This is a genomic window from Salinivibrio sp. MA427, assembly GCF_001996115.1.
Taxonomy (GTDB): Bacteria; Pseudomonadota; Gammaproteobacteria; order Enterobacterales; family Vibrionaceae; genus Salinivibrio; species Salinivibrio costicola.
Window position 1 is genome coordinate 20,297 of sequence record NZ_MUFH01000007.1, and the last position, 22,629, is coordinate 42,925.

The window sequence follows — 22,629 nt, forward strand, 5'->3', positions numbered from 1 at the left end:
AAAAGGCCGTTTTCGCGGCCTTTTTTTATTATTAGGAGAGTGCATGAAACGGGTAAGTATTGCCGCGGGCATTATTGTCAATTCGGCACAAGATCAGGTGTTTATTACACGTCGTCACGATCAGGCCCACCAAGGAGGAAAGTGGGAGTTTCCGGGCGGGAAAATTGAAGGCAGTGAAACGCCTAAACGCGCTCTGCTCCGTGAACTCAAAGAAGAAGTGGGTATTGATGCCACCGAGGTCAGTCCGTTTATTTCGTTAGACTTTGATTTTCCAGACAAAGCCTTGAGCTTAGATTTTTTCTTAGTGTGTCGTTTTGATGGTGAGCCGGCTGGTTGTGAAGGCCAAGAGGGGATTTGGGCGCCTATCGCTGAGCTGGATAACTATACGTTTCCAGACGCGAATGACGCCGTACTTGAGAAAATTCACGCCCGATTTTGACTCGGTTGCACTAGCACTAACACCAAGACTCACACGCGAGCGGGGCGAAGGACGCTCGCTATTGTGTTAATACAGTTTGCTACGCGAAGTGAGCGCAGCCTGCTCAGTGAAGTGAATGCAGCCTGCTCAGTCGGGCTGCTCTTCTGACCACAAGTCATCATCCGAGATATCAGGTGCACCGGGGATGGCTTTTTCTTCACTGGCCCACTCGCCTAAATCGATCAGTTGACAGCGTTTACTACAAAATGGACGGTGTGGACTCACCTCTCCCCAAACCACAGGCTGTTGACAGGTCGGGCATTTCACCACAGTGGGGGTATTACTCACGTACTTCTCCTTAACAGACACTGATATGAACAGGCATATTGTCGGCGACCTCATGATCATCGTCAAATGGCATAAACCGGATGGCGAAGCGGTTTTTATGGCCTGATACCAAAGGATACACGCCCAGATCCGGTGCCAGTTTTAGCCGAATTAAACAAGCGCCATCGGCTTCTTGTTGATAAAACCCTTGTTTTACTGTTGCGGTGCCGCCGTGTGCGCTTTCGCGTGTTAGTTGCAGCCAAAAAGCGAGTGCATCACGCAGCGGCGATAGGGTAGCCATCCAAGTTTGAATCGCATTTTGCCGGGCCGCGAGCGGCTGATGCAACCAATAATGGAAAACGGGCAAATCAAAACTGCAACTGCCACCGGGAATCGAGAAGCGTTGCTTGATGCTGGTTAAGAAGCGATCTTCCCGCAGTGGCTGACCAAAGCGTTTGGCTTGGAGCACCGAACGTTGGTGCGCGGCCACCTGATCGAGTAGCTGATTCAGCTGGGTTTGATCCACTTGCGGTACGTTTGCCCATGCGTTGAGCTTTTTCTTCAGTTTATCCAAATCCTTGGCTAAGTCTGCTTTTACTTGCACCTGCTCTAAAATTTCCAATAAATCGAATAAACTGCGGAAAAATTGAATATGGTGGCAGGGTGCTGAAAGGCCGCTCACTTCGTCCAGTTGGTCGAGCAGGTACTCCAGGCGCAAATAAATACGCACCTGTTCATTGAGTGGGTGTTCATACACAGTGAGGCTGGTCATAAGCGTTGAGCTATCCTGTCCGGCTATACACCGGCGTTTGCCTGGGTTGCCAAGGTTAAATACGTGTGGTGTAAGGCATCAACTTGTCGATCAAGTTCCGCCTCCGTGTGGGTATTGTCGATCACGTCATCAGCCACGTCGAGGCGTTGTTGACGACTGGCTTGCGCGGCCAAGATTGCCTGAACTTGTTGTTGGCTGACCTGATCGCGCGCCAAGGTTCGGGTTATCTGGGTGGCCGGGTCAACATCCACCACAAGGATGCGATCGGCTAATGTCATCAGGTTATTTTCTACTAATAAGGGCACGACAAGCAAACAATACTGAGATTGCGCGTCGGCGCAAGCTTGAATCATGCGGGTACGAATCAACGGGTGGAGTAAATCGTCAAGCCATTGCTTGTCGTCTGGTTGGCTAAATACACGCTCACGAAGCCACGCCCGCGCCAGGCTACCATCATGATTTAATGCCGACGCACCAAAGCGCGCCACAATCGCATCCAGCCCTTGGCTGCCAGGTTTTACTACCTCACGTGCAATCACGTCAGCATCGACAATATCGATCCCTTTTGCGGCAAACCGGTCCGCTACTGTGGTTTTACCGCTACCAATCCCGCCGGTTAATCCGACTACCCATGCCATTAGATGACTCCTAAAATGTGTGACAGATACCAGTGTAACAGGCTATCGCCCCAAAGCAGACTTAGCCAGCCAGCCGTGGCAATGAAAGGGCCAAAGGCAAACGCATGTTGCATACCTTGCCGCTGAGAACGAAGCCATAGCGCGCCGACAACGGCCCCGCTCATGGAGGCCATTAAAATTAACAGGGGTAACGCTTGCCAGCCCACCCAAGCGCCCAAGGCAGCAAAAAGCTTAAAATCACCGTAGCCCATGCCTTCTTTGCCAGTGATCAGTTTGAATGTCCAAAATAAGCTCCAAAGGCTGAGGTAGCCAATCATGGCGCCTGTTACGCTGTCTGCCAATGATACTGGGCTGACGCCGATGAGTGCGAGTGCGATCCCGGCCCAAAGAAGCGGCAACGTGATTTGATCGGGGAGCAGCATGGTGTCCCAGTCGATCATCGTCAGCGCAAGTAATGTCAGGCTTGCGCCCATCACTGCGATGGCCCAACCAGGTGAGGTGATCAGCCAAGCGGGCAGTATGCAGACGAGGGCACCCATCAGCTCAATTAACGGATACCGCTTACTGATCCGGGTTTGACAATGCCGGCAGTGGCCTTTTAACGCGAGCCAGCTAATCAGCGGGATATTGTCGTACCAAGCAATCGCTGTGTGGCAATGTGGGCAATGCGAAGCGGGTAAGCTTAAATCAAAGCGCGTGTCGTCTGGCGCATCGATATTGGCGTCAGGAAAGCTAAGCCGGCATTCTTGGCGCCACTGGCGTTCCATCATTGTCGGTAAACGGGCGATCACCACGTTTAAAAAGCTGCCAAAAACCAGACCCAGCAGGCCGGCTATCACGATAAAAAACGGGGAGGAGAACACCAACATGACACCTGCTTATTACTTGTTGCTTGTTGTGCGCGAATCATAGCGCGTTACGTATCGAGACTCTATCTTGGCTTAGCCGAGAACGGACATCAGATTAAAAATAGGAAGGTACATGGCAACCACCAAGCCACCAATGAGTAATCCGAGTACTAAAATCAGCAGTGGCTCAATGATCTTACCCAGACTATCGACGGTGTTATCAACCTCTTCCTCGTAAATCACTGCCACCCGATTAAGCATGGTGTCTAACGCGCCAGACTCTTCACCAATCATGATCATTTGCGTCATCATATTGGGAAAACGGCCACTTTCACGTAACGCTTGATAGAGCGGGATCCCGGTAGCTGTGTGTGCAGACACTCGAATGAGTCCGTGTGCATAATAGTCGTTGGTGAGAATATTGGTTGCCGATTTAAGTCCGGAGATCAGTGGGATCCCAGCGCTAAAGGTTGTGGCCAGTGTGCGGGAAAACTTCGCGATACAGGCTTTGCTCAGCACCTCACCGATGATAGGCAGTTTAAGTAGCCAGCGGTGATAGTGGTACCGATAGCGCGGGTGATGCCGTTGTAGCCATTTATGCGATAACATCAGGACAATCAAGATAGCGGCAATGGTCGGCGCATGGGTGGTCATCCAATCAGACAATGCCAGCACTTGCCGTGTGAGCCAAGGTAGGGGCGCACCAAAAGAGTCAAAAATCTGCTTAAATTTTGGGATCACGAACAAAAGTAAGTAAGTGCTAACACCGAGCGCAACACTGACGACGATGGTGGGATAAATCATGGCTTTCATCACCTTACTGCGCAGCAAGGCTTGTTTTTCCCGATATAGTGCAAGGCGAGCAAATACCAAAGGAAGTTGACCGGTTTGTTCGCCGGTGGCGACCAGATCACAGTAAAAGCGATCAAATAGGGGGCTGGCTTGCGCCAAGGCCGTGCTTAAGCTGGTGCCAGCTTCTAGTTGTTGACGAAGGTAGCGAACCACCAAGCGCATTTCTGCTTTGACTTGATTCTCTTCTATCAGGTTGAGTGCCTGAACAATCGGGATGCCAGACTCTAACAAGGTAGTGAGTTCGCGTGAAAACTGGGTAATATCGGCCGCTTTGGCTTTGTGCTGGCGTTGTTGCCAGCTAGAAAGGCGTCGACGTATTAAGCGTGTTGGCAAGATAGCTTGGCCGGCGAGTTGCTGGCGGGCATCGTGCTCAGAATACGCAAATACTTGGCCTTTCTGGTGTCGCCCAAACGGCACGGCTTGACGCCAATGAAAGACGAATAACGTTTGCTTGGCCATGATCATTCCTTATGCCAGTTGGATCACGCGACTGAGTTCTTGCACACTGGTGATCCCTTGATTGAGTTTGGCAATGCCGGACTCTGCCAGCCGCCACATGCCTTGTTGGCAAGCGAGTTGGGTGAGCTCGCTAGCACTGGCATGGCGATAAATCGCGTCAGTAATGGTGTCATCGATAGGCAGCACCTCATAAATGCCGGTTCGACCTTGATAACCTTGGTCACAGCGGTAACATCCGCGAGGATTGGCTTGATAGATTTGAGTGGGGTCGCAGCGCGGATAAAGGCGCATCAGCTGGGTCAAGCTTGGGTCATCACGCGGGTGAGGCTGCTTACAGACGGGACAGAGCCGGCGCACCAGCCTTTGCGCCACTACCAAGGTCAATGAGCTGGCGAGGTTGTATGGCGCGATCCCCATATGTGCTAAACGCGTGATGCTCTCTGCGGCAGAGTTGGTATGTAAGGTTGAGAGCACCAAATGGCCAGTTTGTGCGGCTTTAATACTGATCTCTGCGGTGTCGGTATCGCGTACTTCTCCCACCATGACTACGTCGGGATCTTGGCGTAAAAAGGCGCGGAGGGCGGTCGCAAAATCGAGTCCGATCCGCGTATTGACATTAACTTGGTTGATCCCATTAAGCTGGATCTCGACCGGATCTTCAACGGTGGCAATGTTTCGCTGCGGCTGATTGAGATAGTGCAAACCGCTGTATAATGAGACAGTTTTACCGCTCCCGGTTGGCCCGGTGAATAAAATCATTCCTTGTGGTTGATCGAGCGCTGCTTGATAGTGCTGGCGCTGCCACTCGGTTAAGCCTAAATCATGCAGCGTCAGTTGCTGCTGATCATTATTCAATAAGCGAACCACCACTTTTTCACCCCAGACCGTTGGTAAGGTCGATACCCGCATATCGACCGTATGCTCGGCAGTAAGGGTCAATTTGATTCGCCCATCTTGCGGTAAGCGTCGTTCGGCAATATTGAGTTGGGCTAAGATCTTGAGTCGCGTGGATAACCGCCGCGAGACGCCCGCGGGCGGATGGGCATAGGTTTGCAGTAAACCGTCTTGGCGAAACCGTATTTGGAAGTGATCCTCAAACGGTTCAAAATGCACGTCGGACGCTTTTTTTCGTACCGCATCAACTAATATTTGCTGGATATAGCGGCTAATGGGCGCCTGATCGCTTTGCAGTTCCGCGCTATCTTCTTGCGGACTATCGGTGACGGTCAGGGCCGCTAAATCCTGATCACTGATGGTGATGCCATCGCCGGTGCCCTCAATATCTGCGCCGTATAAATGGCGCAGCGCTGCGTCTAAATCCGGCTGGCTTAACACCACCAAACGGACATTGAGTCCGGTTGAAAAGCGAAAATCAGCCACCGCCTCTGTGTTATCTGGGTCACTGACGCCGAGCAACAGCTCTTTGCCTTGCTGGGCAAGCGGCAACACTTGATGGCGCTGAATCAAATCGCGCCGGTCGAGGGCATAGCAGGTAGCTTTAAACGGATACTGATGGCTTTCCGAAAAAGGTAGGTGATGCTGACTCGCGAGGGTGTGGGCGAGCGCGGTGGGGTCAACCCCGGCATCGAGTAAACGGGAGACGCTAAGCGGTGTGCCATCGCCAATGCCCAACGCATGGCGCTGGGCATCGGTCAATAAACCGGCTTGATACAACTGAGCGGTTGGGATCATCGTGAGTCCCTGCTGTGTATTCGTTACGGTGTTGGTTTATTGGTACTCTTACTCTCGCAGCCATTGACTTTAATGTCTGTCGGTTGCGTGCACTTCCACTTGCCTTCCTTGTTCCGTGCGAGTATGACTTGATTACCCTTCGGCATCCCCTGCACGTCTAGTTTCATGTTTCCTTCAACGCCAGTAATGTCAGTGAGTTCCACCTCATCAGGAATTCCAAGGTTTTCTTTGTTTTTTTTGTCGTTTTGTGGGAACGCGCCCTCTTCCATAATTTCTGCTTCTACCACGGAGCGCATATTGGTTAACGTGGCAATCGCGGCAGTAACTTTGGCTTTATCTTGATACTTTTGGTATTGCGGAATGGCGATGGCAGTCAGGGCGCCAATAATGCCAATGACCACGAGTAACTCAATCAAACTAAACCCTTGTTGCTTTTGCATCCTATGTCTCTCCTCTCAATGATGGTCGGCCGCCAACTCGGTGGCCGCGAGTGCAGCGACTTTACGCTTGTGAGCGTGGCACAAAAAAGAGGGGCAACATGACTTTGAGAGTGAAGAGTAAAAGCTGGATGTAACAGTATTTTTTTCTAATCTAGTGTTCGACTCACCACAAATTTTTTGTCACGAAAGCGCGATAAAAAAGGCTGCCCACTACGGGCAGCCCAGTTGAACGTTTGGTTAGCGTATGCGTTATTGAAAACGCATGGATAAATCGAGCGCGGTCACGTGCTTGGTAAGCGCGCCCACGGAAATATAATCTACGCCTGTGGACGCGTATTCAGACAGAGTATCCAAGGTGACATTGCCCGAGACTTCAAGCGCCACACGGCCTTGGTTGAGTGCAACCGCTTCGCGCATCATCGGCACGCTAAAATTATCTAACATCACAATGTCGGCGCCGGCCTCAATGGCTTGTTTTAGCTCATCCAGATTTTCTGTCTCTACTTCCACCGGTTTATCTGGATTCAGACGACGAGCCTCTTGCACCGCATTGGCAATCCCGCCGCAGGCAAGAATGTGGTTTTCTTTAATGAGATACGCATCGAACACACCAATACGGTGATTGTGTCCGCCGCCACAAGCGACTGCATATTTGAGTGCACTACGCAGGCCTGGCACGGTTTTGCGGGTGTCCAATAGCTTGGTCTCCGTCCCTTGTAACTGTGCCACATAAGTTGCCGTTTTACTGGCGCAGCCTGACAAGGTCTGGATAAAGTTCATCGCATTGCGCTCACCCGTTAATAACACGCGTGACGGTCCTTTTAAGGTGCACAAGGTTTGATTGGCAGTGATCGCGTCGCCATCGGTCACATGCCAGGTTAAGGAGACCTCGCCACCCAGTTGTTTGAATACTTCGTTAGCATAATCTTGGCCACAAAATACGCCATCTTCACGCGTAATCAGTACCGCGGTCGACACCGAATCGGCCGGAATCAGGCTGGCGGTAATATCTTTACGCGCGTCAAGATCGCCCCCTAAATCTTCACGCAATGCGTCGCTGACGGCACGGGGCACATCCGTTTTTAGATGAGAGGTGAGATAGGCAAGACGGCTTTTGCTGTCATGAACAGCATGAAAAGGAGTCGATGTCATTATGGCTTACCGCGGTGATGAAAAAACGTGGCGAAATGATAACGCTGGTTGGGGGGAAATGCAGCTTTTCTCTCCGGTTTCCGCGTCGGCGTCCATTTTATTATCGACACCCTGACTAGAAAATTACCCATGCATTGCCTGCTCATTTGTCTACACTTTGATCAGTTCTAGTAAAGAGGTAGCGTCATGAAACGCGGATTGGCACTGATGACGATGATATTCGCTGCACTGGCAGGTTTTAGTGTCTGGCAGCACCTACGTTTACCCGCGTCTACCTCATTGTCACCATTGACGATTGCGGTTTCATTAACGCCGTTGTCAGCGCCTATCATCGTTGCCAAAGAACAAGGTTTATTTAAAAAACATGGCATAGACATGACGCTAAAACCGGTTCATGGCGGAGTGAAAAGTTTTCAAGCACTGGTTGCGGGAGAGGCGGACTTAGCCACGACGTCAGAAACAGTGGCGATGTTTAATAGCTTTGAAAGAGAGGATTTTAACATTCTGACTAGCTTTGTTGAGTCAGACAATGATGTGAAACTGTGGTCTATCCATCGTGCAATTGGTCACTCGCTCCCTGATGCGCTTCGGAGCGCACGTGTTGGAGTGGTCGCGTCAAGCGCGAGTGAGTACTTCTTCGACTCATTGCTCCAGCTGTATGATATGCCAACTGAGACAATAGAGAAGGTTTATTACTCGCCTGAGGCGTTGCCGTCGGCACTGCTCGACAATGAAGTTGATGCGATTGCTATTTGGGAACCTTACGGCTATCAACTAGTAAAACGAGCCCATGAGTCAGTACAAGCACTCGATAGTAAAGGCTTACATAGCTTATCTTTTTTATTGGTAAGTGATCGTTTAGTTGCGAAAAAGCAGCACCAAGATATGCGTCGCGTCATTCGAGCCTTGGATGAAGCGGTAGATGTTATTCATCAACGGCCTGAGCAAGCGAAAGCCCAGGTCGCTGCGTATCTTTCAATGTCCGACGACAAGCTCGGCTGGCTTTGGCAGGACTATTTATTTCGCCTGTCGTTAAACGACTCTTTACTGTTGCGTTTAAAAAACCAAGCTCGGTGGGCGCAACGCGCGGGATTGGTTACGGGACCAACACCATCGTATCGTCATTTACTTAACCCTGGCCCCTTGGTTGAAGCAACTCAAAAAGTGAGTCTATTAGAATGAAAATCGGTCAGCAGTTAAACATCGTTGTTTACGCATGTGCGGCATTGACGCTGGTAACACTATTGATCACGGTAGAGCTTTTTCAGAAACAAAGTCAGACGCAAGTACGCTTAGATAGAATTGTTGCGGTGCATTCTCAAATCGACAGTTTACGCGGTCGTTTGTGGCTATATCGTCAATACCCCAGTGCGCAAACCCGCCAAGATGTATATCAATCAACCAATGCGTTGCGGGCTCAGCTATCCAGTGACCAGCATGCGATTCCTCCCCAGTCAGTGCAGTCTATGACGCAAGCGGCGGACAGTATTGACCGTTTGCTGGATACCACAACAGGCCAATTTGGTCGGGAGCAGAGCGTTGATGAAGGGCGGCTGATGCTTTTTTCACGATTTAATATTTTACTACAAGCCATGAGCGAGGCGGCATTTTCTGTGCGTCAGCAAGCGATGCATGATGCATCTAAACAGCAGAAAATGTTGCTTGTTGTCCATGGTGGTATTTTGGTGCTGTTGGCCTTATTAGTAACGATTTTTGCGACCCGTTTACGACGACGTTTAAGACAACGCTTAAAAACATTACACAGCACGGTTACTCAGATTAAAAAAGGTGATTTAACCACTGAATTAATCATGACCGATAAAGATGAACTGACCGAACTGGCGGATCATGTCAATGAAATGAAGCATGCGCTTAGCCATACCATGGTGGATAAAAACCAACTGAGTGAAGAAGTCGCACGGCAAACACAACAGCTTCGCGAGCAACAACACCAGCTTAAATTTTTAGCGGAGCATGATGAATTAACAGGTTTATTTAACCGACGTGCGTTTGAATCGCATGTCGATGTGGCTTTGATGCGGGCCAACCGAGCACAAACGAATGCTGCGTTACTGTTTATCGACTTGAATAACTTTAAACAAGTCAATGATACCTACGGCCACGGGGTCGGGGATGAGTTGCTCAGGGTTGTGAGCCAACGTCTAAAGCACGCCGTCCGTCGTTCTGATTTAGTCGGGCGTTTAGGCGGTGACGAATTTATCGTGTGGTTGGATCTTTTGACAGATAAAGATGCATTGAATGAAGTTATTCGCCGTATTCAAGATGATGTCCATGCACCTATATTAACCGAGAAAGCAGAGTTATCACTGGTGAGTAGTATTGGCGTCAGTTGCTTTCCTACCGACGGATTGGAGTTGCAACAAATGATGAATCAAGCCGATGCGGCCATGTATTACGCGAAAACACATGCTAACGAGCGGCACTGCTTATATTCCAATCTGCCTGCCGAGCGGATACAGTAACGAATTTTGCGACACGAGTAGCTTGCATGTCTTTTTCCCGCATCGACAATCATTGGCTAGCGGGCGCGCGCGCCTGTCCTTCTCCCTATTATAACTCACGCCCGGATAGCGAGGATATTTCCTTGCTGGTGGTTCACAATATCAGCCTGCCCCCCGGCCAGTTCGACGGTCCCTATATTGAGCAATTTTTTCAGGGCAACCTCGACGCTGACGCGCACCCTTATTTTGCCCAGATCCGTGATCTTCGCGTGTCCGCACACCTACTGATCCGACGAGATGGAAGTGTGATCCAGTTTGTACCATTCAACGAACGCGCATGGCATGCTGGCATCTCGTGTTTTGACGGTCGGCAGCAATGTAACGATTTTTCTATCGGTATTGAGCTTGAGGGCACAGACACACTTCCATACACCGACCAGCAGTATCAATCGTTAGCGGCGATCACGCAGACGCTGATGCAGTACTATCCAGCCATCACCCGTGATCGGATCACAGGACATCAACATATTGCGCCCGGACGGAAGACCGATCCTGGCCATGTATTTGACTGGGAAAGATTACACCTACTGCTCAATGCTGCCTAACAAAGTAGTTATACTTTTTTGGTCTGACCAATTTTAGAGCGCCGTGAAAAAACAACTGTCAGGTGACGAATACAGGGGTTTCCATGATGTCAATCAAAGTTCAGGTGGACAGAATATCCGCTGTCTGGTAACTTTAGAGAATAATAAAGTAATTGGTCTTACCAATTTACAATCAGTCAGTTTCTGCAGCTAAGCGCCAAGCTTGGGGGGCAGATGGTCAATAAATACAATGGCATATCAGCGAATTCGTCAACCCAAACTCTCAGATGTTATCGAGAAAGAGCTCGAAGGTTTAATTCTGGAAGGGACCTTGTCTCCAGGCCAGAAGCTACCGCCTGAGCGAGAGTTAGCGGTCCAGTTTGATGTGTCTCGTCCATCAGTCCGTGAGGCGATTCAGCGACTTGAAGTAAAAAAGCTGCTCACTCGCAAACAAGGTGGCGGCACCTTTGTCAGTCAACGACTGTGGCAGCGATTTTCTGAACCCCTGCTAGAGTTATTGGCGGACCATCCGGAAACCCAGCTTGATTTGTTGGAATCACGGCATGCGCTCGAAGGTATTTCTTCTTATTTCGCCGCTTTACGGGGCACGGAAGAGGATTTTTCTCGGATTGAAGATTGCCATGATGCGATTCGACAAGCGCAGAAAGATGGGGACTTAAAGGCAGAAGCTTCCGCCGTCATGCAATATCTCGTTGCCGTAACGGAAGCGGCGCACAATGTGGTACTACTGCATATCATGCGTAGCCTCGCACCGTTACTGGAACAGAATATTTATCAAAACTTTGAGCTACTTTATCGCCGTCAAGAGACGGTGGAAAATGTCAGCCGACACCGAGCTGAGATCGTGGATGCAATCACCGCTGGCGAGCCAGAAAAAGCGAGACAGGCGTCGCATGCACACTTAGCTTACATTGAGGAAACTCTGTTGGATCTTGGCCGAGAAGAAAGCCGTCGAGAACGGTCTCTACGTCGAATTCAACAACGCAAGGACGAGCTGGAGTAATCCCTATTCGCCGCCAAAATAAAGGCGAGGGGCCACTGCAGCTGCGACAACGTTTGTTTTGTACGAGTCAATCAACGAAAGGATAGATCGCCATGTCTGAAGTCATGAAAAATGACGTGGACGCACTTGAGACCCAAGAGTGGTTGCAAGCTCTTGAGTCAGTCGTTCGTGAAGAAGGTGTAGAACGTGCCCAGTTCCTTCTGGAGCAAGTCTTAGGGCAAGCACGTTTAGACGGTGTTGACATGCCAACTGGCGTGACCACCAACTATGTAAATACCATCCCTGCAGATCAAGAACCTGCTTATCCAGGTGATGTGAACTTGGAGCGTCGTATCCGTTCTATCATTCGTTGGAACGCAATCATGATCGTGTTGCGCGCGTCCAAGAAAGATTTAGAGCTGGGTGGCCACATGGCTTCATTCCAGTCATCGGCTGCGTTCTATGAAACTTGCTTTAACCACTTCTTCCGTGCGCCAAACGAGAAAGATGGTGGCGATCTGGTTTATTATCAAGGTCATATCTCTCCAGGCATCTACGCGCGTGCGTTTGTGGAAGGTCGTCTCACTGCTGAGCAGCTCGACAACTTCCGCCAAGAAGTTGACGGTAACGGTATTTCCTCTTACCCGCACCCAAAACTGATGCCTGAGTTCTGGCAGTTCCCAACCGTTTCTATGGGTCTGGGGCCTATTGCGTCTATCTACCAAGCGCGTTTCCTTAAGTATCTGAACGGTCGTGGCTTGAAAGACACCTCAGAGCAACGTGTTTACGCGTTCTTAGGCGACGGTGAGATGGATGAGCCAGAATCACGTGGTGCGCTGTCGTTTGCCGCCCGTGAAAAACTGGATAACCTGTGCTTTTTGATCAACTGTAACCTGCAGCGCCTTGATGGTCCTGTAATGGGTAACGGTAAAATCGTTCAAGAGCTAGAAGGCCTATTTAAAGGCGCTGGCTGGAACGTGATCAAAGTGGTTTGGGGCTCTGGCTGGGATAAACTGCTGGCCAAAGACACCACGGGTAAACTGCTGCAGTTGATGAACGAAACCATCGACGGCGATTACCAAACCTTCAAATCAAAAGACGGCGCCTACGTGCGTGAACACTTCTTCGGTAAATATCCTGAAACTGCAGCCCTGGTTGCCGATATGACCGACGAAGAAATCTTTGCGCTCAAACGTGGTGGTCATGAACCATCAAAACTGTTTGCTGCGTTCAAAGCGGCACAAGAGTGCAACGACCGTCCAACCGTGATCCTGGCGAAAACCGTTAAAGGTTACGGCATGGGTGAAGCGGCTGAAGGTAAAAACATCGCGCACCAAGTGAAGAAAATGGACATGACCCATGTTCACGCTATGCGTGATCGTCTTGGCCTACAAGACTTGCTGTCTGACGATGATGTGCAAAACCTGACTTACCTAAAACTGGAAGAAGGATCTGCGGAACACGAATACCTGCATGCGCGCCGTAAAGCCCTGCACGGTTACACTCCGCAGCGCTTACCTAAGTTCACTGAAGAACTGACGCTGCCAAAACTGGATGATTTCTCTGCTCTGCTGTCTGAGCAGAAGCGTGATATCTCTACCACCATGGCGTTTGTACGCTCATTGAACGTATTGCTGAAAGACAAGAGCATTGGCAAGAACGTAGTGCCAATCATTGCTGACGAAGCCCGTACTTTCGGTATGGAAGGTCTGTTCCGTCAGGTGGGTATCTATAACCCGCAAGGACAAACCTATACCCCAGAAGATCGTGGCGTGGTGTCTTACTACAAAGAAGACCAAGGCGGCCAAGTACTGCAAGAAGGGATCAACGAGCTAGGCGCGATGTCATCGTGGGTAGCGGCGGCGACCTCTTACAGCACCAATGATCTGCCAATGATCCCATTCTACATCTACTACTCCATGTTCGGCTTCCAACGTGTTGGCGACATGGCGTGGATGGCGGGTGACCAACAAGCACGTGGTTTCCTATTGGGTGCCACCGCAGGTCGTACTACCCTGAACGGTGAAGGTCTGCAACACGAAGACGGTCACAGCCATATTCTGGCAAGCACTGTACCTAACTGTGTGTCTTACGACCCAACCTTCGCGTACGAAGTGGCGGTGATCATGCAAGACGGTATCCGTCGTATGTACGGTCCTGACCAAGAAAATATCTACTACTACCTGACGCTGATGAACGAAAACTATCATCAGCCAGCCATGCCTGAGGGCGCGGAAGACGGTATCCGTAAAGGTATCTATAAACTAGAAACCTACACGGGCGACAAAGCCAAAGTTCAGTTAATGGGCTCGGGCACTATCATGACCGAAGTGCGCAAGGCAGCGAAACTGCTCAGCGATGAATTCGGCGTGGCGTCTGACGTTTACAGCGTGACCTCGTTCAACGAACTGGCACGTGACGGTCAGGATGTGGATCGTTTCAACATGCTGAACCCAGATGCAGAAAGCAAAGTGCCTTATATCCAAACAGTCATGGGATCTGAGCCTGCGATTGCTGCGACTGATTACATGAAAAACTACGCTGACCAAGTTCGTGCGTTTATCCCAGCTGAGTCTTATAAAGTGCTGGGTACAGACGGCTTTGGTCGTTCTGACAGCCGCGAAAACCTACGTCGTCACTTTGAAGTGAACGCAGGCTATGTGGTGGTTGCGGCACTGAACGAGCTGGCTAAGCGTGGTGATGTTGATAAGAAAGTCGTGTCAGAAGCGATTAAGAAATTCGACATCGATACCAACAAAGTAAACCCGCTGTTCGCGTAAGAGGCTGAAACAATGTCAATCGAGATTAATGTACCTGACATCGGTGCGGATGAAGTAGAAGTGACTGAGATCCTTGTTAGCGTTGGCGACAAGGTAGAAGAAGAACAGTCGTTAATCACCGTTGAAGGTGATAAAGCATCCATGGAAGTCCCTGCGTCACAAGCGGGTGTGGTCAAGGAAATCAAAATTGCCGAGGGTGATAAAGTCACCACTGGCTCTTTGATTATGATCTTCGAAGCCGATGCGCCAGCGCAAAGCGCCCCAGCTCAAGAGGCGGCGCCAGCCGCCCCTGCTACAGCACCAGCGGCCGCATCAGAAACCAAAGAAGTGCACGTCCCTGATATCGGTGGTGACGAAGTTGAAGTCACTGAGATCATGGTTGCGGTTGGCGATACCATTGAAGAAGAGCAGTCACTGATCACTGTTGAAGGCGATAAAGCCTCAATGGAAGTGCCTGCACCGTTTGCGGGTACCGTTAAAGAAATCAAGATCGCGGCGGGTGACAAGGTGTCAACTGGCTCACTGATCATGATGTTCGAAGTGGGTGGCAGTGCTCCAGCTGCAGACGCCCCAGCAGCAGCCGAGGCACCAGCGGCGCCGGTAGCAGCACAAGCCAAAGACGTTCACGTCCCTGATATCGGTGGCGATGAAGTTGAAGTGACTGACATTATGGTTGCCGTTGGCGATACCATTGAAGAAGAGCAGTCACTGATCACCGTTGAAGGCGACAAAGCGTCAATGGAAGTACCGGCACCGTTTGCGGGTACGGTCAAAGAGATCAAAATTGCGGCGGGCGATAAAGTGTCCACCGGCTCGCACATCATGGTGTTCGAGGTTGCTGGTAGCGCACCAGCAGCGCCTGCACCTGCAGCGGCACCTGCTGCTGAAAAGGCGGCACCCGCACCTGCGGCTAAGGCCGACGCCCCAGCGGCTAAAGCTGACGCCGGCAAAGACGAGTTTGTAGAGAACAAAGAATACGCGCATGCGTCGCCTGTTGTTCGTCGTCTTGCCCGCGAATTTGGCGTGAACCTTGCGAAGGTGAAAGGAACGGGTCGTAAAGGACGTGTACTGAAAGAAGACGTTCAGAGCTTTGTCAAAGACGCGCTAAAACGCCTTGAATCGGGTGCAGCATCTGGCTCAGGCGACGGCAGTGCACTTGGCTTGCTCCCTTGGCCTAAAGTGGACTTCAGCAAATTCGGTGAAACTGAAGTCAAACCACTGTCACGCATTAAGAAGATCTCGGGTGCGAACCTGGCACGTAACTGGGTGATGATCCCGCACGTGACGCAGTGGGATAACGCTGATATCACTGAAGTGGAAGCGTTCCGTAAAGAGCAAAACGCGATTGAGAAGAAGAAAGAGTCTGGCATGAAGATCACCCCATTGGTGTTCATCATGAAAGCCGCTGCTAAAGCGCTGGAAGCTTTCCCTTCATTCAACGCATCACTGTCGGAAGACGGTGAAAGCCTGATCATGAAAAAATATGTCAACATCGGCATTGCGGTTGATACGCCAAATGGTCTGGTTGTGCCTGTCTTTAAGGACGTGAACAAAAAAGGCATCTACGAGTTATCTGAAGAGCTGATGGCAGTCTCGAAGAAAGCGCGTGCGGGCAAGCTCACTGCTTCTGATATGCAGGGCGGTTGCTTTACCATCTCAAGCCTAGGTGGTTTGGGCGGTACCGCGTTTACGCCAATCGTTAATGCACCAGAAGTCTCAATCTTGGGTGTCTCTAAGTCAGAAATGAAGCCAGTATGGAACGGTAAGGACTTTGAACCTCGCCTGATGCTGCCACTGTCTCTGTCTTATGACCACCGTGTGATTGACGGTGCTGAGGGTGCGCGCTTTATCAGCTACCTCAACGGTCTAATGTCCGATATCCGCCGTTTGGTACTGTAATCGCAACATCGACAACCCAACCGGTCCGTGAAGGGTCGGTTGGGAATTGTTGTGCAGCTCACAGGCTATGGGTTTTTATTTTTCAGCCCATTAACATGGCTGTAAACTGTGGCACCAAACACCCACAACAATAAAAACTACCGCTCTTAGCCTGTCAGGGAATAAGACTACAACGAGGTCAGAATGAGTAAAGAAATCAAAGCGCAAGTCGTCGTTCTTGGCGCTGGTCCTGCTGGATACTCCGCCGCTTTCCGCTGTGCCGACCTAGGTTTGGAAACAGTGCTGGTTGAACGTTACAACACCCTAGGGGGTGTGTGTCTAAACGTTGGCTGTATCCCTTCTAAAGCCCTACTACACGTTGCCAAAGTGATCGAAGAAGCCAAAGCGATGGCTGATCATGGCGTGGTTTTCGGCGAGCCACAAACCGATATCGACAAAATCCGCTCTTGGAAAGACAAGGTGATCGGTCAGTTGACCGGTGGCTTAGGTGGCATGGCCAAGCAGCGTAAAGTGACAGTGGTTAACGGTACCGGCCGTTTCACTGGCGCCAACACCCTGTTGGTCGAGGGTGAAGAAAGCACCACCATTAATTTTGATAACGCGATCATCGCAGCCGGCTCTCGTCCTATCGAGCTGCCATTTATCCCGCATGATGATCCACGTATCTGGGACTCTACTGACGCGCTCGAGCTCAAAGAAGTACCAGAGAAAATGCTGCTGATGGGCGGTGGTATCATTGGTCTAGAAATGGGTACTGTCTATCACGCATTAGGCTCACAGGTCGATGTGGTCGAAATGTGTGATCAGGTGATCCCGGCGGCCGATAAAGACGTGATTAAAGTCTTTACCAAGCGTATCAGCAAGAAAATGAACCTGATGCTGGAAACCAAAGTCACCGCAGTAGAAGCCAAAGAAGATGGTATTTACGTGACGATGGAAGGCAAAAAAGCGCCAGCAGAGCCAGTACGTTATGATGCTGTATTGGTTGCGATTGGCCGTAGCCCGAATGGCAAACTGCTTGACGCCGGCCAAGCCGGGGTTGAAGTTGACGATCGCGGCTTCATCAATGTTGATAAGCAAATGCGCACTAACGTGCCACACATCTATGCGATCGGCGATATTGTTGGTCAGCCAATGCTTGCGCATAAAGGTGTGCATGAAGGCCATGTGGCTGCGGAAGTCATTTCTGGTAAGAAACATTACTTTGATCCGAAAGTGATCCCATCGATTGCTTATACTGAGCCAGAAGTAGCATGGGTCGGTAAAACCGAGAAAGAATGTAAGGAAGAGGGCATCAACTACGAAGCCTCTACCTTCCCATGGGCGGCTTCTGGTCGTGCGATTGCGTCTGACTGCGCTGACGGTATGACCAAGCTTATCTTCGATAAAGATACGCACCGTGTCATCGGGGGTGCCGTTGTCGGTACCAACGGTGGTGAGCTGTTGGGCGAAATCGGTCTTGCGATTGAAATGGGCTGTGATGCCGAAGACATCGCGTTGACTGTGCACGCTCACCCAACACTCCATGAGTCTGTTGGCTTGGCCGCTGAAGTGTTTGAAGGCTCAATCACGGATATGCCGAATCCAAAAGCGAAGAAAAAGAAATAAACTGCGCGTTTATATGTTTCTTCTTAAGCCCTGCATTGCGGGGCTTTTTTATATCGGTGATATATCGATTGAGAAGAAAAAAGCGGGCCTCGGCCCGCTTAGTCAGTATGATGGTCAAGCGTTAACGCTTAAAGCTTAAAGCTGCCCACCAAGGTATCGAGACGTTTAGACAGATCACGCAGTGACTCGCTGGCTTCAGCCATGGTATTGGCGGTATCCGCGGTCTGTTGCGAGCTGTGATTAATCTCTTCAATATTCTGATTGATGTCATTGACCACCGTTGATTGCTCTTCTGTCGCGGTCGCTACTTGTGTATTCATGTCTGAGATTTGGATAATCTGCTCATTAATCGCGTTCAGTGACAGCGACGCCTCATCCGATGCGTTGACCCCTTCGGCTGTCATGGTGCGGCTTTGCTCCATTGCGTTGACAGCATTATGGGCCTCTTGCTGCAGGCGGTTGATCATGGTCTGGATTTCATCGGTTGAATCGGAGGTACGGCTAGCCAGGTTACGCACCTCGTCGGCAACGACCGCAAAGCCTCGTCCTTGTTCGCCCGCACGTGCCGCTTCAATGGCGGCGTTCAATGCGAGCAGGTTGGTTTGCTCTGAAATACCACGAATCACATCCAAAATGCCGCCAATTGCGTCGGTGTTTTCAGCCAGCGCACTGATCACTTTCGACATATTCTCCATATCGTCGGCAAGGCTGGCGATGGTGTCTCGCGCTTGGGTGACCACACCTTGGCCATTGGCTGCATCATCGGACGCTTGGTTAGCGGCACTGGCGGCATTAGCGGCATTGCCGGCAATTTCATTCACCGTCGCGCCCATTTCATTAATCGCCGTCACCACTTGTACGGTGCGATCACGCTGATACTCACTCTGAGATTGCGTGGCGCTAGCTTGTGACGAGACTTGCTCTGCGGCATGACGAAGCTCACCACCGGTACTGGCAACGTCTGAGACTAAGCGATGAATCTTGTCGACAAAGCTATTAAACCCAGACGCTAACTGACCAATTTCGTCTTGGCTATCGATGTCGACTCGTTGGCGTAAATCGCCTTCACCCTCGCCGATCTCACGGAACACATTCGCCACGTATTGAATCGGTTTGGTAATGGTCGTCGCAAGCCAAACGGCCACCACAATAAACACTAACCCAACGACCACAGACACCATCAGGATCTGATTGCGGGTTTGATTGAGTGGTGCAAAGACTTCTTCTGCTGGAACATCTGCGATGACATACCAGTCCATGGAGGGAACATAACTTGAGGCGAGCAGGACTTCCTTGCCATTAATGTGTGTATCGAGGAGGTTAAAGTCACCTTTTTGGAGCAAGCTCCGTGCCTGTGCTCCATACACATCACTCAATGTTTTTTCGCCCATGAGATCGGTGTCACGGTGCAATTGGACCATACCATCGGCATTGACTAAGAAAACAAAGCCCGACTGTTCGATTTTGAATTGATTCAAAAAGCGGGTCATGTCTTCGAGTGAACGCGAAAACCCAGCCAAGCCTTTGCCGTTAAGCTGTTGAAAGTTGACGAACAGTTTGAGCTCGCCATTATCCTCTTGGAATACCTGCGCCATGGTGGCATTGCCACTGTCGAGAAAGTTATAAAACCAACTGTCTTTTTCACGCGTTAACACCCGTAAAAATCCGTTTTGATTCCAATATTGGCCGGTCTCTCGGTTAGCGATAGAGGCATCATTGAGATCGTATTGGTCACGTAACACGTTAAGCTGCTTGACCACGCGGGCTTCTTCGCTCGGGGTGATCCCTTGGTTGAGAATATCGAGTGTCACCGGGTTTGACGCGAGCTGACGCGCAGCAGATTGCAGCTGGTTAACTTCACTATCAATGGTATCTCTAAACTGGGTGAGGGTGGTCGGAAGCTCATTCTCTAACAGGCGCTTTTCCATAATATCGCGCGCTTGGCTTAGGCTCATATAGCTGACGATCGCGGTCGATGCGATCACGGCTGAGACAAATGCCAACACGAGCTTTTGTTTAATCGTGAGTTGTTTTAGCTTCATGCCTTTCTCTCTATGTGGTCTATCACGCGCTATTTTGTAATCATCGATAAGTTGACAAGTTAGCGTGACAAAAAAGTGACGATGTGTATGGCACCAACGTCTAAGTTAGCAGAATTACATTTACCGTTTCTAATGTATCGGCGATGAAATGATAAAATTGAAGCCCTTGCCCATAATTATTGATGAAAATGACACTTAGCTCGCGCTTTCAACACAAACCGATAAAAAGGGATGGAGAGCGCACCGCCTGATCGATATCGCGTTATCTTTTGTGGCTAACTGTATCGTGATAAAAAACAGTATAGAATCAAACAGAACGCGACAATCACGGTTAATTGGATCGTGAGAATGAGGAAATAGAGGGCTGCGTCACTAAGACCTTGGTCGTATGTTTCATAAAACGGGTAGATTTTAATTTTAAGTTAAAAATGCTATCCTCACGCAGCGGTTACGTGCTCGAACCCTCGTCTTGCTGGAAAATTTTAATAAACTTCGCCGGATAAGCGTGATACGAGTACTAACACTTTCCAAGGATGTTGGGCCACAGGGCCTGACCGAGATAAGAGGAAATAGTCGTGCTTGAAGCCTACCGTAAACACGTCGAAGAACGTGCCGCTCAGGGTATTGTGCCTAAACCGCTGAACGCTGAGCAAACCGCCAGTCTGATAGAACTGTTGAAAAACCCGCCCGCTGGCGAAGAAGAAACCCTTGTTTATTTGCTGGAAAACCGAATTCCACCCGGCGTGGATGAAGCCGCCTATGTAAAAGCAGGCTTTTTAGCTGCGTTGGCAAATGGTGAGGCGCAATCGCCGTTAATCAGCCCTGAGCGCGCCACAGAGCTACTCGGTACCATGCAAGGCGGTTATAACATCCAGCCTCTGATCGCGTTGTTAGAGGATGAAAAACTGGCGCCAATTGCAGCCAAAGCCCTGTCACATACCCTGCTCATGTTTGATGCTTTCTATGACGTGGAAGACAAAATGAAAGCAGGGAATGCTTACGCTAAACAAGTGATGGAATCGTGGGCCAACGCAGATTGGTATCTGGAAAAACCGCAGATTCCTGAAAAAGTGACACTGACAGTGTTCAAAGTATCGGGTGAAACCAACACCGATGACTTGTCTCCCGCCCCTGATGCATGGTCACGACCAGATATTCCCTTACATGCCCTTGCGATGCTTAAAAACGAGCGCGAAGGTATTCAACCGGATAAACCCGGTGACATTGGCCCCATTGAGCAAATGAAGGCGTTGGAAGAAAAAGGCCACCCACTGGTTTATGTCGGTGATGTGGTTGGCACTGGCTCGTCACGTAAATCAGCGACCAACTCGGTGTTGTGGTTTATGGGCCAAGACATTCCGAATGTGCCGAACAAGCGTTTCGGCGGTTTCTGTTTAGGCGGAAAAATTGCCCCTATTTTCTTTAATACCATGGAAGACGCGGGCGCATTGCCGATTGAGCTCGATGTGACTTCGCTCAATATGGGCGATGTGATTGACCTGTACCCCGCTGACGGTAAAGTGTGCAAGCATGGCACCGATGACGTGCTGTCGACCTTCCAGCTCAAAACCGACATTTTGTATGATGAAGTACGTGCCGGTGGCCGCATCCCATTGATTATCGGTCGCGGCTTGACCGATCGAGCCCGTGAATGTCTCGGCCTTGAGCCATCTGACGTCTTCCGCCGTCCCCGTCCAGTGGCTGAATCCACCAAAGGCTTTACGCTGGCACAAAAAATGGTCGGTAAAGCCTGTGGCGTCGAAGGTGTGCGTCCGAATACCTATTGTGAGCCTAAGATGACCACGGTAGGGTCACAAGACACCACCGGACCCATGACCCGTGATGAGCTTAAAGACTTGGCGTGTCTTGGTTTTACCGCCGATTTGACCATGCAGTCTTTCTGTCATACGTCAGCATATCCAAAGCCGGTTGACGTGGAAACACACCATACCTTGCCCGATTTCATCATGAATCGTGGTGGCGTGGCACTGCGTCCAGGCGATGGGGTGATTCACTCTTGGCTCAATCGTATGCTGCTGCCTGATACCGTGGGTACCGGTGGCGACTCACATACGCGTTTCCCGCTGGGGATTTCTTTCCCTGCCGGCTCGGGTCTGGTGGCCTTTGCTGCAGCAACCGGGGTGATGCCGCTGGATATGCCTGAGTCGGTCTTGGTGCGCTTTAAAGGCGAAATGCAACCCGGTGTTACCTTGCGTGACTTAGTCCATGCCATTCCGTATTTCGGCATCAAACAAGGTCTGTTAACGGTTGAGAAATCAGGAAAAATCAACGAATTTTCCGGTCGTGTTCTCGAAATCGAAGGGGTTGAGCACCTCACGGTTGAACAGGCGTTTGAGCTATCAGATGCATCCGCAGAGCGCTCTGCGGCTGGTTGTACCGTGAAGCTGTCACAAGACTCAGTGGCCGAATACCTTGAGTCCAACATTGTGATGCTCAAGTGGATGATTGCCGAAGGTTATGGCGACCGCCGTACCATTGAGCGCCGTATTCAAGCGATGCAGCAATGGCTAGACAGCCCAAGTTTGATGGAAGCGGACAAAGATGCCGAGTATGCCCACGTACTTGAAATCGATCTGGCCGAGATCAAAGAGCCTATCTTGTGTGCACCGAACGATCCGGATGATGCGCGTAC

18 protein-coding genes are annotated in these 22,629 nt (G+C 50.4%); 9 read left to right on the top strand and 9 right to left on the bottom strand.

The window, feature by feature from the left end; translation table 11 throughout:
- Positions 1 to 43: 43 nt before the first annotated feature.
- The gene (gene mutT / locus BZG79_RS01660) at positions 44 to 439 is read left to right on the top strand and encodes an 8-oxo-dGTP diphosphatase MutT (protein WP_077773592.1); all 396 of its coding nucleotides are present in this window, start codon (positions 44 to 46) and stop codon (positions 437 to 439) included.
- A gap of 126 nt (positions 440 to 565) precedes the next feature.
- On the opposite strand, the gene yacG is transcribed toward mutT, so the two are convergent.
- The 8 genes from yacG to nadC all read right to left on the bottom strand — a co-directional run bounded on the left by yacG (position 566) and on the right by nadC (position 7,598).
- Positions 566 to 766 (bottom strand): DNA gyrase inhibitor YacG, encoded by a 201-nt coding sequence (gene yacG, locus BZG79_RS01665; protein ID WP_021022610.1) that lies wholly within the window; start codon positions 764 to 766, stop codon positions 566 to 568.
- A 10-nt stretch (positions 767 to 776) separates the two neighbouring features.
- A complete protein-coding gene (gene zapD / locus BZG79_RS01670) occupies positions 777 to 1,517 on the bottom strand; it encodes a cell division protein ZapD (RefSeq protein WP_021022609.1) in 741 nt (246 codons plus the stop codon).
- A 23-nt stretch (positions 1,518 to 1,540) separates the two neighbouring features.
- Positions 1,541 to 2,155, bottom strand: coding sequence for a dephospho-CoA kinase (gene coaE, locus BZG79_RS01675; RefSeq protein WP_077645787.1), 615 nt, complete (start codon positions 2,153 to 2,155; stop codon positions 1,541 to 1,543).
- On the bottom strand, positions 2,155 to 3,024 hold the full coding sequence (locus BZG79_RS01680) for an A24 family peptidase (RefSeq protein WP_077459854.1): 870 nt from the start codon (positions 3,022 to 3,024) through the stop codon (positions 2,155 to 2,157). The genes coaE and BZG79_RS01680 overlap by 1 nt, the downstream gene beginning before the upstream one ends.
- Positions 3,025 to 3,096: 72 nt before the next feature.
- Complete coding sequence (locus tag BZG79_RS01685; RefSeq protein WP_108743215.1) at positions 3,097 to 4,314, bottom strand: type II secretion system F family protein; 1,218 nt, start codon at positions 4,312 to 4,314, stop codon at positions 3,097 to 3,099.
- A gap of 9 nt (positions 4,315 to 4,323) precedes the next feature.
- The gene (locus BZG79_RS01690; RefSeq protein ID WP_077678563.1) at positions 4,324 to 6,006 is read right to left on the bottom strand and encodes an ATPase, T2SS/T4P/T4SS family; all 1,683 of its coding nucleotides are present in this window, start codon (positions 6,004 to 6,006) and stop codon (positions 4,324 to 4,326) included.
- A gap of 23 nt (positions 6,007 to 6,029) precedes the next feature.
- On the bottom strand, positions 6,030 to 6,446 hold the full coding sequence (locus BZG79_RS01695; RefSeq protein ID WP_077773594.1) for a pilin: 417 nt from the start codon (positions 6,444 to 6,446) through the stop codon (positions 6,030 to 6,032).
- Between the two features lie 249 nt (positions 6,447 to 6,695).
- Positions 6,696 to 7,598, bottom strand: a complete 903-nt coding sequence (gene nadC / locus BZG79_RS01700) for a carboxylating nicotinate-nucleotide diphosphorylase (protein WP_077660114.1) — start codon at positions 7,596 to 7,598, stop codon at positions 6,696 to 6,698.
- Positions 7,599 to 7,784: 186 nt separating this feature from the next.
- Here nadC and BZG79_RS01705 point away from each other — a divergent pair, with 186 nt between their 5' ends.
- The 7 genes from BZG79_RS01705 (at position 7,785) to lpdA (ending at position 17,934) form a co-directional block, all read left to right on the top strand.
- Positions 7,785 to 8,780, top strand: coding sequence for an ABC transporter substrate-binding protein (locus BZG79_RS01705; RefSeq protein ID WP_021022601.1), 996 nt, complete (start codon positions 7,785 to 7,787; stop codon positions 8,778 to 8,780).
- Complete coding sequence (locus BZG79_RS01710; RefSeq protein WP_077459850.1) at positions 8,777 to 10,081, top strand: diguanylate cyclase; 1,305 nt, start codon at positions 8,777 to 8,779, stop codon at positions 10,079 to 10,081. The genes BZG79_RS01705 and BZG79_RS01710 overlap by 4 nt, the downstream gene beginning before the upstream one ends.
- A gap of 26 nt (positions 10,082 to 10,107) precedes the next feature.
- The gene (ampD, locus tag BZG79_RS01715; protein ID WP_077773595.1) at positions 10,108 to 10,665 is read left to right on the top strand and encodes a 1,6-anhydro-N-acetylmuramyl-L-alanine amidase AmpD; all 558 of its coding nucleotides are present in this window, start codon (positions 10,108 to 10,110) and stop codon (positions 10,663 to 10,665) included.
- A 229-nt stretch (positions 10,666 to 10,894) separates the two neighbouring features.
- Positions 10,895 to 11,668 (top strand): pyruvate dehydrogenase complex transcriptional repressor PdhR, encoded by a 774-nt coding sequence (pdhR, locus tag BZG79_RS01720; RefSeq protein WP_021022598.1) that lies wholly within the window; start codon positions 10,895 to 10,897, stop codon positions 11,666 to 11,668.
- 92 nt (positions 11,669 to 11,760) lie between these two features.
- On the top strand, positions 11,761 to 14,427 hold the full coding sequence (gene aceE / locus BZG79_RS01725) for a pyruvate dehydrogenase (acetyl-transferring), homodimeric type (protein WP_077773596.1): 2,667 nt from the start codon (positions 11,761 to 11,763) through the stop codon (positions 14,425 to 14,427).
- A gap of 12 nt (positions 14,428 to 14,439) precedes the next feature.
- A complete protein-coding gene (aceF, locus tag BZG79_RS01730) occupies positions 14,440 to 16,326 on the top strand; it encodes a pyruvate dehydrogenase complex dihydrolipoyllysine-residue acetyltransferase (protein WP_077773597.1) in 1,887 nt (628 codons plus the stop codon).
- Between the two features lie 183 nt (positions 16,327 to 16,509).
- Complete coding sequence (lpdA, locus tag BZG79_RS01735; RefSeq protein WP_077660109.1) at positions 16,510 to 17,934, top strand: dihydrolipoyl dehydrogenase; 1,425 nt, start codon at positions 16,510 to 16,512, stop codon at positions 17,932 to 17,934.
- 128 nt (positions 17,935 to 18,062) lie between these two features.
- On the opposite strand, the gene BZG79_RS01740 is transcribed toward lpdA, so the two are convergent.
- The gene (locus BZG79_RS01740; protein WP_025744322.1) at positions 18,063 to 19,976 is read right to left on the bottom strand and encodes a methyl-accepting chemotaxis protein; all 1,914 of its coding nucleotides are present in this window, start codon (positions 19,974 to 19,976) and stop codon (positions 18,063 to 18,065) included.
- Positions 19,977 to 20,551: 575 nt separating this feature from the next.
- Here BZG79_RS01740 and BZG79_RS01745 point away from each other — a divergent pair.
- Positions 20,552 to 22,629: bifunctional aconitate hydratase 2/2-methylisocitrate dehydratase (locus tag BZG79_RS01745; RefSeq protein ID WP_077773598.1), on the top strand; the 2,078-nt coding region annotated here is incomplete at its 3' end.

Coding starts and splice junctions, on each gene's coding strand:
- mutT (WP_077773592.1), top strand. CDS start 44: ATGAAACGGGTAAGTATTGCCGCGGGCATTATTGTCAATTCGGCACAA.
- nadC (WP_077660114.1), bottom strand. CDS start 7,598: ATGACATCGACTCCTTTTCATGCTGTTCATGACAGCAAAAGCCGTCTT.
- aceF (WP_077773597.1), top strand. CDS start 14,440: ATGTCAATCGAGATTAATGTACCTGACATCGGTGCGGATGAAGTAGAA.
- BZG79_RS01680 (WP_077459854.1), bottom strand. CDS start 3,024: ATGTTGGTGTTCTCCTCCCCGTTTTTTATCGTGATAGCCGGCCTGCTG.
- BZG79_RS01705 (WP_021022601.1), top strand. CDS start 7,785: ATGAAACGCGGATTGGCACTGATGACGATGATATTCGCTGCACTGGCA.
- BZG79_RS01695 (WP_077773594.1), bottom strand. CDS start 6,446: ATGCAAAAGCAACAAGGGTTTAGTTTGATTGAGTTACTCGTGGTCATT.
- BZG79_RS01690 (WP_077678563.1), bottom strand. CDS start 6,006: ATGATCCCAACCGCTCAGTTGTATCAAGCCGGTTTATTGACCGATGCC.
- BZG79_RS01740 (WP_025744322.1), bottom strand. CDS start 19,976: ATGAAGCTAAAACAACTCACGATTAAACAAAAGCTCGTGTTGGCATTT.
- BZG79_RS01685 (WP_108743215.1), bottom strand. CDS start 4,314: ATGGCCAAGCAAACGTTATTCGTCTTTCATTGGCGTCAAGCCGTGCCG.
- aceE (WP_077773596.1), top strand. CDS start 11,761: ATGTCTGAAGTCATGAAAAATGACGTGGACGCACTTGAGACCCAAGAG.
- ampD (WP_077773595.1), top strand. CDS start 10,108: ATGTCTTTTTCCCGCATCGACAATCATTGGCTAGCGGGCGCGCGCGCC.
- pdhR (WP_021022598.1), top strand. CDS start 10,895: ATGGCATATCAGCGAATTCGTCAACCCAAACTCTCAGATGTTATCGAG.
- lpdA (WP_077660109.1), top strand. CDS start 16,510: ATGAGTAAAGAAATCAAAGCGCAAGTCGTCGTTCTTGGCGCTGGTCCT.
- zapD (WP_021022609.1), bottom strand. CDS start 1,517: ATGACCAGCCTCACTGTGTATGAACACCCACTCAATGAACAGGTGCGT.
- coaE (WP_077645787.1), bottom strand. CDS start 2,155: ATGGCATGGGTAGTCGGATTAACCGGCGGGATTGGTAGCGGTAAAACC.
- BZG79_RS01710 (WP_077459850.1), top strand. CDS start 8,777: ATGAAAATCGGTCAGCAGTTAAACATCGTTGTTTACGCATGTGCGGCA.